This is a genomic window from Pseudomonas sp. NPDC085632, from assembly GCF_044541255.1.
Classification (GTDB): domain Bacteria; phylum Pseudomonadota; class Gammaproteobacteria; order Pseudomonadales; family Pseudomonadaceae; genus Aquipseudomonas.
On record NZ_JBITSX010000044.1, the window covers coordinates 1 to 11,886 of the forward strand.

The 11,886-nt window shown below is 59.7% G+C and carries 11 protein-coding genes and 1 pseudogene; 10 read left to right on the top strand and 2 right to left on the bottom strand.

All coding sequences use genetic code 11. From position 1 onward, the window contains the following. Positions 1-70: 70 nt before the first annotated feature. The 7 genes and pseudogenes from ACIF4X_RS22535 to ACIF4X_RS22565 form a co-directional block, all read left to right on the top strand. A pseudogene (locus ACIF4X_RS22535) lies at positions 71-157 on the top strand (cytochrome c5 family protein); the annotation flags it as partial. A 43-nt stretch (positions 158-200) separates the two neighbouring features. Next, positions 201-812 carry a c-type cytochrome gene (locus tag ACIF4X_RS22540; protein WP_397483791.1) on the top strand — a complete coding sequence of 204 codons (612 nt, stop codon included), beginning with the start codon at positions 201-203 and terminating at the stop codon, positions 810-812. 200 nt (positions 813-1,012) lie between these two features. Continuing rightward, positions 1,013-1,657, top strand: coding sequence for a thiol:disulfide interchange protein DsbA/DsbL (locus tag ACIF4X_RS22545; RefSeq protein ID WP_397483792.1), 645 nt, complete (start codon positions 1,013-1,015; stop codon positions 1,655-1,657). Between the two features lie 14 nt (positions 1,658-1,671). After that, positions 1,672-2,550 (top strand): endonuclease/exonuclease/phosphatase family protein, encoded by an 879-nt coding sequence (locus tag ACIF4X_RS22550; protein ID WP_007911779.1) that lies wholly within the window; start codon positions 1,672-1,674, stop codon positions 2,548-2,550. Further along, a complete protein-coding gene (locus ACIF4X_RS22555) occupies positions 2,547-4,616 on the top strand; it encodes a diguanylate cyclase (RefSeq protein ID WP_397483793.1) in 2,070 nt (689 codons plus the stop codon). The genes ACIF4X_RS22550 and ACIF4X_RS22555 overlap by 4 nt, the downstream gene beginning before the upstream one ends. Before the next feature lie 101 nt (positions 4,617-4,717). Continuing rightward, positions 4,718-5,500 carry an N-acetylmuramoyl-L-alanine amidase gene (locus ACIF4X_RS22560; protein WP_397483794.1) on the top strand — a complete coding sequence of 261 codons (783 nt, stop codon included), beginning with the start codon at positions 4,718-4,720 and terminating at the stop codon, positions 5,498-5,500. Between the two features lie 76 nt (positions 5,501-5,576). Then, positions 5,577-7,190, top strand: a complete 1,614-nt coding sequence (locus tag ACIF4X_RS22565; protein WP_397483826.1) for an EAL domain-containing protein — start codon at positions 5,577-5,579, stop codon at positions 7,188-7,190. On the opposite strand, the gene ACIF4X_RS22570 is transcribed toward ACIF4X_RS22565, so the two are convergent. Together ACIF4X_RS22570 and algB are read right to left on the bottom strand one after the other, a co-directional pair. Next, a complete protein-coding gene (locus tag ACIF4X_RS22570) occupies positions 7,187-8,977 on the bottom strand; it encodes an ATP-binding protein (RefSeq protein WP_397483795.1) in 1,791 nt (596 codons plus the stop codon). The two genes, ACIF4X_RS22565 and ACIF4X_RS22570, sit on opposite strands and share 4 nt — an antisense overlap. 10 nt (positions 8,978-8,987) lie before the next feature. Continuing rightward, a complete protein-coding gene (gene algB, locus ACIF4X_RS22575; RefSeq protein ID WP_007954049.1) occupies positions 8,988-10,334 on the bottom strand; it encodes a sigma-54-dependent response regulator transcription factor AlgB in 1,347 nt (448 codons plus the stop codon). A 428-nt stretch (positions 10,335-10,762) separates the two neighbouring features. Between algB and ACIF4X_RS22580 the strand changes: the two genes are divergently transcribed. The 3 genes from ACIF4X_RS22580 to ACIF4X_RS22590 all read left to right on the top strand — a co-directional run bounded on the left by ACIF4X_RS22580 (position 10,763) and on the right by ACIF4X_RS22590 (position 11,752). Next, positions 10,763-11,047 (top strand): hypothetical protein, encoded by a 285-nt coding sequence (locus ACIF4X_RS22580; protein WP_397483796.1) that lies wholly within the window; start codon positions 10,763-10,765, stop codon positions 11,045-11,047. Between the two features lie 73 nt (positions 11,048-11,120). Further along, complete coding sequence (locus ACIF4X_RS22585) at positions 11,121-11,285, top strand: DUF1328 domain-containing protein (protein WP_003177151.1); 165 nt, start codon at positions 11,121-11,123, stop codon at positions 11,283-11,285. 2 nt (positions 11,286-11,287) lie between these two features. Continuing rightward, positions 11,288-11,752, top strand: a complete 465-nt coding sequence (locus ACIF4X_RS22590) for an inhibitor of vertebrate lysozyme family protein (protein WP_397483797.1) — start codon at positions 11,288-11,290, stop codon at positions 11,750-11,752. The last annotated feature ends 134 nt before the right edge of the window (positions 11,753-11,886 follow it).

An 11,886-nucleotide genomic window follows, 5' to 3' on the forward strand; every position in this document is an offset into this window, starting at 1 on the left:
GTTCATCGAGCCTTCCGGGTTGGGTCATCCGGCGCAATTGATTAAACAGTTGAGTGAGGTGCCGTGGCTGGGTGTGCTGGCGATGCCGCCGCGTGGTTTGTGCATGGACTGCAGTGCCGAGGATTACCAAGCCATCATCCTTTGGATGAGCGAGTAAACCCGGTCCATAACTTAACCCTTAGCCGTAGTTGGATTAGCTGATGAACAAATTGATCGTGAGTCTGCTGTTGACCGTGGGAATTTCAGGCTTCGCTCATGCTGCCGGTGATGCCGCAGCGGGCCAGGCAAAAGCCGCTGTATGTGGAGCCTGCCATGGCCCGGACGGGAACAGCATGGCGCCAAACTTTCCGAAACTGGCCGGTCAAGGTGAACGCTACCTGACCAAGCAGTTGCACGACATCAAATCAGGCAAGCGCACTGTACTGGAGATGACCGGATTGCTGACCAACCTGAGCGATCAGGACCTGGCCGACATCGCCGCCTACTTCGCCAGCCAGAAAGGCAGCGTCGGCGCCGCCGATCCGAAGATCGTCGCACGCGGTGAAGCCCTGTTCCGTGGCGGCAACCTCGCCAAGGGCCTGCCAGCCTGCACCGGTTGCCACTCGCCGAATGGCGCCGGCAACGCCGCGGCCGGCTTCCCGCACCTGGGTGGCCAACACGCTCAATACATCACCAAGCAACTGACCGATTTCCGCAAGGAAGAAGGCGGCCGCACCAACGACGGCGACACCATGACCATGCAGACCATCGCCAAACGCCTGAGCGACGAAGACATCGCGGCAGTCGCCAGCTACATTCAAGGTCTGCACTAAGCGCCACGGATCGAGCCATGCAGGGGATGGACATCTCCTGCAATGTTAACGCTCGATTAATCCGTCGCAGCAAGTATAAAAAGGGTGGCTTTGGCCGCCCTTTTTTGTGGCCGCTGCCGTTACACTACAGAACTCATGCCCGCCAGGATCTGTCTGAAAACAGGTCGCGCGAGGCGACCCAAATTGTCCAGGAGTAAAGCATGCGTAATCTGATCATCAGCGCCGCCCTCGTCGCTGCCAGCCTGTTCGGCGTCACCGCTCAAGCCGCCGAAGCCCCTGCCGCACCTTATGTCGAATTGGCTAACCCGGTACCGGTGGCAGAGCCTGGCAAGATCGAAGTGGTCGAGCTGTTCTGGTACGGCTGCCCGCATTGCTACGCGTTTGAGCCGGTGATCAACCCGTGGGTCGAGAAACTGCCCTCCGACGTTAATTTCGTGCGTATCCCGGCCATGTTCGGCGGCCCATGGGACGCTCACGGCCAGATGTTCCTGACCCTCGAAGCCATGGGCGTCGAGCACAAGGTTCACAACGCTGTGTTCAACGCAATCCAGAAAGAACACAAGAAGCTGACCGACAAGAACGACATGGCTGACTTCCTCGCCACTCAAGGCGTGGACAAGGACAAGTTCCTCGCCACTTTCGACTCGTTCGCCATCAAAGGTCAGATCGTAAAAGCTCGCGAACTGGCCAAGAAGTATGAAATCACTGGCGTGCCAACCATGATCGTCAACGGCAAGTACCGTTTTGACATCGGCTCTGCCGGCGGTGCCGAGCAAGCGCTGAAACTGGCTGACCAACTCGTCGCCAAAGAGCGAGCGGCAACCACCAAGGCTGCAGCCAACTAAGCGCGGCTACCGCCATGCGCCGCTGGAAGTCTGAACGCATCGTTGGCCTGCATGATCCGCAGGTCAACGAGCATCACCTGGAGTCCACGGGCCTGCCCGCAGACCAGCGTCTGCGTCTGCTCAGTTTCAATATCCAGGTCGGCATCAGCACCGAGCGCTATCGGCATTACCTGACCCGTAGCTGGCAGCACCTGCTGCCGCACAACGGCCGCTCAGGCAATCTGCAAAAGATCGGCGACCTGCTCGGCGACTTCGATCTGGTCGCCCTGCAGGAGGCTGATGGCGGCAGCCTCCGTTCAGGCTACGTCAATCAGGTGGAACATCTAGCCCAACTCGGCGCCTTCCCCTACTGGTATCAACAACTCAATCGCAACCTCGGCCGACTCGCTCAGCACAGCAATGGTGTGCTCAGTCGTCTGAAACCGTCGGCGATTGAAGATCACCCGCTGCCCGGCCCGAAAGGTCGTGGCGCGATTCTGCTGCGTTTCGGCGAAGGTCCGGAAGCGCTGGTGGTGGTGATGATGCACCTGGCCCTTGGCGCGCGAACCCGCAGCCTGCAACTGGCCTATATTCGTGAGCTGATCGGTGGCTATAAACACCAAGTGTTGATGGGCGACATGAACACCCATGCCAGCGATCTGCTACAACATTCTCCGTTACGCGATCTCGGCCTGCTGGCCCCGCAAGTGGAAGCGACTTTCCCCAGCTGGCGCCCGCAGCGTTGCCTTGATCATATTTTGCTCAGCCCGACCCTGACCCTGGAAAAGGTCGAAGTGCTGGCCCAACCGATTTCCGATCACCTGCCGGTCGCGGTAGAGATTCGTCTGCCGGGTTCGCTCACGGCCGATGCATTGCCCGCGTTGAGTCCTGCCCCTCGCGGAACCCCTGAATGAGCGACGACGCCCAGCGCTGGAAAGAGAAGTACCTCAAAAGCATCGAACAACAGGACAAGCTTGAACGGCGATGGGCCGCCAGGCTCGACTTGCTGCGTCGCGGCCTGGTGCGCAGCACGCTGGCCGCTGAAGGCACCGATAAAGTCGTTGATCAGTGCATGAAAGAGATGCGCGACGTGGTGCGCACCGATGACATGGACGCCGGTCTCGCCGCCCTGCTGCCGCGCCTGGAAAAAGCCGTGCTTGATTCCGAGCAACGCCGCGAAACCCGCATCGATCAGGTCAGCACCGCGCTGACATCGCTGGTTACCCAGTTGCAGGCGTTGCCGCTGCCGCGTGAAGTCGCTCAGCCCTTGAAGAAGTTCGCCAAACAACTGGATAGCCGTGTTGGTTCGGCGCGGGAAATGCCCTTGCTGCTGAGTGAACTCAGCGGCTTGCAGGGTAAGGCATTGAGTCAGTTGGACGCTCCGGCAGAGCCGGGGCGTCCGGGTCTGTTGCAGCGTTTGTTCGGAAGCCGCGACAGCGAAGAAGTCCCAGCGACAGAATCACCCGCGCCGCCTCAAGTCGCGCCGCCGCTGCAACCGCTTACCGCACCGTCACCCGCACCAGAAACCGCACAGCCCGCCCCTGTCGCGACGATTGAACCCGTGATGGCAGCTACTACCATCGAAGCCGTGGCGCCTGTCGAAACAACAATGCCAGACGCGCAGACGCAACTGGAATCGGCAGAAGTGGTTGCCTTCGAGCCACCCACGGTCAGCAGCGAAGGCAGGAGTGATCCGATTGAGCCTCAGGCAGAGCGCTTCGAACCGGAGCCTGTTTTCGCCCCGGCTCCCGCTCAGACTCCAATCACGCTTACCGCCATCAATCCTGATGAACTGATTCACCCTGGTGATCCATCGCCACTGATCCTCGATAGCCTGCCGCTGCCTGAACCCATCGCGCAGGCGCTGGCCGCCATCGACCCGGATCAATCCGAGCACGACATCCTGTTCGCCCTGCCGGATTCCCCGGAGCCGTCCTACAGCTCGGTGGCCAAGCACATCGAAGACACTCTGATCGGTCTCCTCGACGACCTGACCCTGCCGGAGCGCCACCGCCCCCAAGCCGAAGCCATGCGCGAACGGCTCAAACATGGTTTGAACTGGTACGAACTGATCCCGATCCTCGACGATCTTGCAACATTGATGCTGGCGATTACCGACAGCGGCCAGCACGAATTCGAAGCTTATCTGCAGCAACTCAACGAACGCCTCGAAGCGTTCCAGAGCAATCTGCAAGCTGCCAGTGAAGGCCATGCCGACAACAGTTCGGCGGCGCGGGCCATGGACACGCAGATCCGCGAGCAAGTCGACGGCTTGCAGACCAGCGTCCAGGAAGCCGCCGATCTGGATGACCTCAAGCAAGTGCTGGAGAACCATCTCGAAGGCTTGATCGGCACCATGGATCAGCACCAGAAGCAGCGCGACGCCCGCGAGCAGGAAGTGGCTGCGCGACTCAAAGGTCTGTCCGAGCGCGTGGCGCATATGGAGCAGGAAGCCCAGGGATTCCGCGAGCACCTCGAAGAACAGCGCCAGAAAGCCTTGATCGATCCACTCACCGGCCTGCCCAACCGCGCCGCGTGGAGCGAGCGCCTCGAGCATGAAATCAAGCAGTGGCAGCAGCACGGCAACACGCTGAGCCTGGCCATGCTCGACCTCGATCACTTCAAACGCATCAACGACAACTACGGCCATCTGGCCGGCGACAAGGTGCTGAAAATCATTGCCACGGTGCTGCGCAAACGCCTGCGCGGATCTGACTTCATAGCCCGTTTCGGTGGTGAGGAGTTCGTCTTGCTATTGCCGGCCACCCCGCCTGCGGTTGGCACCAAGCTCTTGGAAACGCTGCGCGCTGCGATCGAAGCCTGCCCTTTTCACTTCAAGGGCGAGCGGGTGACGATCACCATTTCCATGGGGCTGGCAACATTTCGTGCGGGAGAACACAGTGATCTGGTGTTGAAAAGAGCCGATCAGGCGCTTTACCGCGCAAAAAATGCAGGACGCAACCGGGTCGAGCTGGGCTGAGCAAATTGTTCCATTTTGTTTAATTCCGCCCGCTGACCGTCGAGACGCAAGGCAGTACGTTACACTGTTGCATTACTGTCTTGCGTGTACTGCCTTCTGCCATGAAATTCTTTGCCCTCCTCGCGTCGCTGCTCGTTCTGGCCGGTTGTTCCAGCAGCCCGCGTTATGACACCAGCCATCCTTCGGCCAATTACGACAGCCGTATCCAGTTCGTCATCGTTCATTACACGTCGGCCTCGCTGGAGCGCTCGCTGCAATTGCTGACCCACGGCGAGGTCAGCAGCCATTACCTGATCGGCGACGACAAGGGCGGCACCGTTTACAAGCTGATGGACGAAAACCAGCGCGCCTGGCACGCCGGCGAAAGCCAATGGCAGGGCCGCACCTGGCTCAACTCCAGCTCGATCGGCATTGAAATCGTCAATCCAGGTTTCAAGGACACGCCGACCGGGCGCCTGTGGTATCCGTACAGCGAGGCGCAGATCCAATCGTTGATCGTCCTGCTCAAGGACATCAGCAAGCGCAACGGCATCAGCCCGCGCCACATCATCGGCCATAGCGACATCGCGCCGCTGCGCAAGCTTGATCCGGGACCGTTGTTCCCGTGGAAACGTCTCGCTGCCGAGGGCTTGGGCATTTGGCCGAACGAACAGGCGGTTGCGCGTCAGCAGATGCTGTTCAACAGCAACGAACTGCCGAGCATCAGCTGGTTCCAGGCGCAATTGGCGCATTTGGGTTACGACACGCCGCAGACCGGCGAGCTGGACGTCGCCACGCGCCATGTTCTCGCCGCATTCCAGATGCACTTCCGTCCTTCACGTTTTGACGGCACTCCGGATGCGCAAACGGCGGCGCTGTTGCTGGTACTCAATCAGACAAAATAATGACGCCCGCCCGACGGTCAGGGCGAAATTGCAATCAGCAGCTATAACTCATTGGTAATTCTTCGGATATTCCATGATGGTTGCTACCCGAGAGACGCTGCGTAGCTGGTTTTATCGCCCTTGGTTTTTGGCGATGATCGCGGCTGTCCTCAGTGCCTGCCTGCTGATCGCCGGCGGTATGTTCGTGGCGATGCGTCAGGTCGAGCAAAGCGAAAGCCAGGAAATGAACGCGCAAGGCGAGCGTTTCCTCGCCCGCCTCGAGCAATTGTTCGGCCAGTTGCGCGAAAGCCTCGACGACCTCGAAGCCCAGCCTTTGCGCAGTTGTGACGATGAAATGATCGCCACCTTGCAACAAGTCACCTTCAACTATCGCTTCGTCTACGAAGCGGCTTATATGGACGCCTCGCGGATCTGCTCTAACCGTCCGCGCCAGGAAGGCCTGTCAGTGGTCCGCGCGCCAGATATCAAAGGCCCGACCTACAGCTATTGGCTGAATACCACCACTGAACCGGATGAAAACCGCGCGGCGCTGATGCTCGGGCGCGGCAATTTCCGCGTGGCCACCTCGCGCGGGCACCTGACCGACATGGTTGATCTGTCGCCCGGCAGCAGCCTGCTGGTGGTACTCGATCACGGCACCCGGGCCATCCCGGTGCTCGGCATGGCGCAAGACTGGCCGCCCACGGAACACTGGCCACCGAAAAGCCGCGATGCCTTGCAAGTCACGCAAACCCGGCTGATCTACCGCATGCCCACCGATAATCCGGAATATCAGTTGGTCCTGATCACACCCCGAACCGGCATGCACATTCCTGCTATCTGGTGGTGGATGATCCCGGTGTGCATGCTGCTTGGCGCCTTCCTGGGCTTCTTCGTTTTCCTGCTGGTGCGCCAGCGTCAGTCACTGGATGCCGAGCTGCACGGTGCGATCCGGCGCGGCGAGCTGCAGGTGCTCTATCAGCCGATCTTCGATCTCGACAGCCGCAACTGCGTCGGCGCCGAGGCCTTGCTACGCTGGCGTCGCCCGGACGGCACACTGACCAGTCCGGACCTGTTTATCCCCATGGCGGAAAACACCGGGCAGATCCGCCAGATGACCGACTTCGTCTTGCAGCGCTTGCTGGAGCAACTGGGTCAGCTGCTGCGCGCCAATCCGCAGCTGTACATCTCGGTCAATCTTGCAGCCTGCGACGTGATGGTGCCGCGCATCGGCCAGGTCATGGCGCGTTTGCTCACGCTCCATCGCGTGGCCGCGCGGCAGATTGCCTTCGAAGTCACCGAGCGCGGTTTGATTGATGTGGTGGTGGCGCGGGAAAACCTGCAAGCCTTGCGCGATGTCGGCCATCAGGTGCTGATCGACGATTTCGGCACCGGCTATTGCAGCCTCGCCTACCTGCAAACCCTGCCGGTGGACTGCCTGAAGATCGACAAAGCGTTTATCGACGCACTGGGCCATGACGCCGCCAGCAGCGGCGTCGCCCCGCACATCATTCATATGGCGCAGGCACTCGATCTGAAGGTGATTGCCGAAGGCATCGAGCTGGAATCGCAGGCTGAGTTGCTCAGTAGCGAAGGCGTCAAGTTCGGCCAGGGCTGGTTGTTCGCCCATGCCCTGAGCGCAGTACAGTTCATTGAGCTGATCACTCGCGGGCGACGCCTCGCCGCGCGGCGGATGGACGACGAAGCCTAAACAGCGAGCGCCATATAGAACTGCGTGCCCTGCCCCGGCCGCGAATAAACGCCCATCCTCCCGCCATGCAACTGGACGATTTCCTTGCACAGCGCCAGACCCAGTCCGGCCCCGCCCTTCTTGCGCCCGACCTGCACAAACGGTTCGAAAATTCGCCCTTGCTGGCCGTAGGCGATGCCTTCGCCATTGTCTTCGACGCTGATGATCACGCGCTCACCGTGACGGCGCGCCTGCAAGCGAATCTGGCCTTCACGGGCCGTATGGCGCAGGGCGTTGTCGATCAGGTTATCAAGCACGCGATCAAGTTGCGCCTGATCGGCTTGCAAACGTGGCAACGGCCCCTGCACTTCGACATTCAGGGCGATGCCCTTGGCCGCCGCCGAATCGGCAAAACGCAATTGCGCCTGCTCCAGCAAATCTTCGATGGAGCACGGCGCCAGGGTGAGTTTCTGCAGGCCATTCTGATAACGCGAGAAGTTGAGCAAATCATTGATCAACTGCATCAGGCGCTGCATTTCCTCATTGACGGTGTCGAGCAGATCCGCCTCGCGGGACTCCGCCGGAAACTTCGCGCGCTCACGGAACAGGCCGAACGCCATGTGCATGCCGGTGACGGGGGTGCGCAGCTCATGGGAAGCGCGCAAGACGAACTCACTGCGCACCCGTTCGAAGGCGCGTTGCTCGGTGACATCGTGCAGCACCATCACCGCGCCGAGGATATGTCCCTGGGTGTGGCTGACCGGGGTCAGGCTGTAGGTCAGCAGGCGTGATTCGCCGTCGACCTCAATGCTCAAGTCTTCCGGCGCCCGCTCCAGAGTGCCGCCGCGCAGCACCAGTTGCAGCTGCGCATCCAGCTCTGGCCGCTCCAGCGCCGTGCCCAACCCTTGACCGAGACGATCATCTTCCCAGCCCAACTGTCGCTGGGCCACTGGGTTGAGGTGCTCCAGATGCCCCTGGCGATCGATCATCAGCAAGCCGTCATCGATGCTGTCGAGCACCGCTTGCAAGCGTTGCTGGCCAGCGAGCAATTCATCAACGTTGGTCGCCTGGTGCTCGCGAAGCGCCTCAGCCATCAGGCCGAAGCGTTTGGTCAACTGGTTCATTTCCATCGCCGAGGAAATCGGCAGGGTCACTTCAAAATTGCCTTGGCCGATATTGTCCGCCGCTTGCGCCAGCGCCTCGATCGGCGCGCCGAAACGCCGGGCAATCCCGTGGGCCGTGATAAACCCGATGATCAACACCGCCAGCCCGACAAACCCCAGCAGGCCGGCGATCAACAAGGCGCGGTCGCGCGCCTCATGCTGTACCGCATTGATGTTGTCCAGCGCATGCTTGTGCTCGGCGATCAGGCCGTTACGCAATGTGTTGAAGCGCTCCCGGAAGTCAGCGCTGCTGCTCATCGAGCTGGCCGGGTCACGGGACAGATCGAAAGCTTCCAGGAAGCTCAGATAATCCGCTTTTGCCCGACTGAAGCCGTAGAGCCGGCCATCGCCCTCTTGCTCTTGGGCGATGCCTTGGTCCAGCAACTCGAAGTAATGCTGTTTCGATGCTTCGAACGCCACGGGATCAGGCTTTTCCGCGAGCATGATGATCAGTTGATCACCCAGCGTCTGCCGCAACTTGAGCCCCAGATCCAGAGTGACGAAGTTGCTGCGCACCAAGGCTTCTTGCGTGCCGGCCATCTGCATCACGCTGACCAGCCCGAGCAGCAGCCCGAGCAAGGCCACGGTGATCAGTGCGGAAATGCTCAAGAACAAACGGGTCCGCAACTTCATCGCCAGTTTCATCGTCGGGCGCTCACAGGTTGTACTGCTTGCGCTTGCGATACAGGGTCGAAGCGTCGATGCCAAGGGTTTTCGCCGCTTGATCCAGCGTGCCGGCGGTGGCGAGTACCGCGCCGATGTGGGCTTTCTCCAATTCGTCGAGGCTCAATGCCGCACCGACTCGAGGTGCGTTGTTGGCCGGTTGCTCGGCCATGCCGAGGTGGCTGATTTCCACACGTTCCTGCGGGCAGATGATGCTTGCCCGCTCAACCACGTTACGCAACTCGCGAATGTTGCCCGGCCAGCGATAGCCCAACAGCGCCTCGCGAGCCTCGTCGCTGAAGCCCCGTGCCGGGCGCGCATATTCTTTGACGAAACGGGCGAGGAAGCGGTCGGCCAGGGTCAGAATGTCCTCGGCACGCTCGCGCAGCGGCGGCAGATGCAGGGTGATGACATTCAGGCGATACAGCAGGTCTTCACGGAAACGACCGTCACGGACCATGTCTTCCAGATTGAGGTTAGTCGCAGCAAGGATGCGCACATCGGCGCGACGTGTGACCGGATCCCCTACCCGCTCGTATTCCTTATCTTGAATGAAACGTAGCAATTTTGGCTGCAATGTCAGAGGAAAATCGCCGATCTCGTCGAGAAACAGCGTGCCGCCGTCGGCCTGATTGACTCGACCCAAAGTACTTTCGCTGGCGCCGGTAAACGCACCGCGACTGTGGCCAAACAATTCGCTTTCCATCAATTCCGCCGTCAGCGACGGGCAATTGATGGTCACGCAGGATTTCTTCTCACGCTTGCTCCAGCCGTGAATCGCTCGGGCCAGCTCACCTTTACCGGTGCCGGACTCGCCGAGGATAAGAATGTTCGCGTCGGTGCCGGCGACCTGACGTGCAGTTTCCAGTACCACTTTCATCGCCGGGCTGTGGGAATCGAGACCGTCCTTCGGTTTGCGAATCTCGCCTTCAAGGGCTTCGAGGCGCGCTGACAGTTGGCGCACTTCCAGCTGCTTGGCGGTGGCCAGACGCAACTGATCCGGGCTGCACGGTTTCACCAGATAGTCGGCCGCGCCTGCCTGGATCGCATCGACGGCGGTATCGACAGCCGAATGCGCGGTGACGATAACCACGCGCATCCACGGCGCCTGAATGCGCATTTGCGCCAGTACGTCGAGACCGTTGTCTTCGCCCAGACGCAGATCGAGGAAGCACAGGTCGAAGACCTGCCGTTGCAGCAAGGCGTCGGCCTGAGCCGCGCTGTTGGCTGTGGCGACCGTATAACCTTCATCTTCGAGGCAATAACGGAAGGTACGCAGGATGGCGGATTCGTCGTCCACCAGCAGAATGCGGCCTTGATGCTCAGTGGCAGATTCCATTTTTCCTACGCTCCATAGTGATTGGTCTTGGGTTAGTCCCGGAAAAATCGGGCAAGTTGCATGGTTGATTCTGAACGATGCCAGCCATAGGAGGGTAGCTCTCTCCTGCCTTTACAGCCAATACGTTGATTTTGTTGGTTTTTTAAACAATTGCCGATTTGCAGGGGATTCCCTGCGTACTTTTCTGACATCTGCGCCCTGCTCTCAATTCCATAAGAATGAAATCTCCTACGAAAAAATCGTGCATTGCGCACGATCTCAGATGCCCCATCGTGCAGGATGCGTCGCAAACGTTTTTTATCACGCGTATAACTTATTGATTTTATTGAATATTTTTCAATTAAAAAACTGGCATGCAGGCTGCAATACCTCCTTCAGCCCGGGCAGAACATGAACTGCCCCAACCGAATAAGAGTGAGGAACCCAGGATGACTCGCCAACGTGCCGCCCACGTGCGTATCTCGCCACTGCACATCCAGCAAGGTCTGTTTGGCGTATTGGCGCTGCTGATCACCCTGATCGCTTGCCAGCAATACCTGAGCTGGGAAAACAGCCAGCAGGTCGAGCCGCTGATCTCGATCCAGCACAACACGCAAACGCACTTCAGCGCCGTCAGCAGCAGTCAGGCCGAAAGCGCCTCGATGCGCATGATGGATGTCGATCAGGCACAGCCAATGGATCAACTGCCACGTGAAGAACGTTGGGTTTTCTAACAGAGCAAACGAATTCGGGCGCGCAGCGCCGGGACATGCAACACCCCTAAATAGAGAAGTAAGGAGAATCACCATGTTGAGCTGGGCAATTACATTCTTGATCATTGCCATCATCGCTGCAGTATTGGGCTTCGGTGGTATCGCGGGCACCGCCACGGGTATCGCCAAGATTCTCTTTGTCGTGTTCCTGGTGATGTTCATCGCTTCCTTCTTCTTTGGCCGTCGCGGCCGAGGTTAACGATGACTGTTTTAAAGACACTGGCAGCCGCCCTGCTTCTGGGCGGTAGTGCCATGGCGATGGCGGCCAACGATGGCCAGGCGCGGGTCAACGAACTGTTGAGTTCCGACCCGCAATATCGCGAAACCTGGGAAGGCGTGGTGAAGAAGGAAGAACGCCTGCCGGAATGGGTGATGAACCTGTCCGGCACGCCGGACCAGCAGATGAACGCCGTGACTGAAGATGGCGACAAGTATCTGGTCGGCCCACTCTGCGAATCCGCAGACAAGTGCCTGAACCACCGCTTGATCGTCGCGTTCAGTTTCGACAAGAAAGACGCTTACGCCATGCTCGTCGATGTGCCCGAAGGACTGCCGGCCGACAAGTCGCCAACGCGACATGCCACCTACCGCTTCCTCGGCAAACCCGATCAGGGCATGCAGGATCTTTTGATGGAAACCCTGAAGAAAGATCCTAAGTGGTACTGATTTGAACATGAGGGCAGCGCCCTGCTGCCCTCCATTGCGCCCACCTGAGGAAGGCAGGCGTATGACCAAGGGGCCGGGACGTTCTGACTGTTGCAGGGTCGGAGTGACCTACGGGTACAGGGAGTGCCTGCGCA

What these genes read in the sequence shown, in the direction of transcription:
- ACIF4X_RS22550 (WP_007911779.1), top strand. Translation starts at nt 1,672, where the DNA reads ATGCGCCGCTGGAAGTCTGAACGCATCGTTGGCCTGCATGATCCGCAG.
- ACIF4X_RS22585 (WP_003177151.1), top strand. Translation starts at nt 11,121, where the DNA reads ATGTTGAGCTGGGCAATTACATTCTTGATCATTGCCATCATCGCTGCA.
- ACIF4X_RS22570 (WP_397483795.1), bottom strand. Translation starts at nt 8,977, where the DNA reads ATGAAACTGGCGATGAAGTTGCGGACCCGTTTGTTCTTGAGCATTTCC.
- ACIF4X_RS22560 (WP_397483794.1), top strand. Translation starts at nt 4,718, where the DNA reads ATGAAATTCTTTGCCCTCCTCGCGTCGCTGCTCGTTCTGGCCGGTTGT.
- ACIF4X_RS22580 (WP_397483796.1), top strand. Translation starts at nt 10,763, where the DNA reads ATGACTCGCCAACGTGCCGCCCACGTGCGTATCTCGCCACTGCACATC.
- ACIF4X_RS22540 (WP_397483791.1), top strand. Translation starts at nt 201, where the DNA reads ATGAACAAATTGATCGTGAGTCTGCTGTTGACCGTGGGAATTTCAGGC.
- algB (WP_007954049.1), bottom strand. Translation starts at nt 10,334, where the DNA reads ATGGAATCTGCCACTGAGCATCAAGGCCGCATTCTGCTGGTGGACGAC.
- ACIF4X_RS22565 (WP_397483826.1), top strand. Translation starts at nt 5,577, where the DNA reads ATGGTTGCTACCCGAGAGACGCTGCGTAGCTGGTTTTATCGCCCTTGG.
- ACIF4X_RS22545 (WP_397483792.1), top strand. Translation starts at nt 1,013, where the DNA reads ATGCGTAATCTGATCATCAGCGCCGCCCTCGTCGCTGCCAGCCTGTTC.
- ACIF4X_RS22555 (WP_397483793.1), top strand. Translation starts at nt 2,547, where the DNA reads ATGAGCGACGACGCCCAGCGCTGGAAAGAGAAGTACCTCAAAAGCATC.
- ACIF4X_RS22590 (WP_397483797.1), top strand. Translation starts at nt 11,288, where the DNA reads ATGACTGTTTTAAAGACACTGGCAGCCGCCCTGCTTCTGGGCGGTAGT.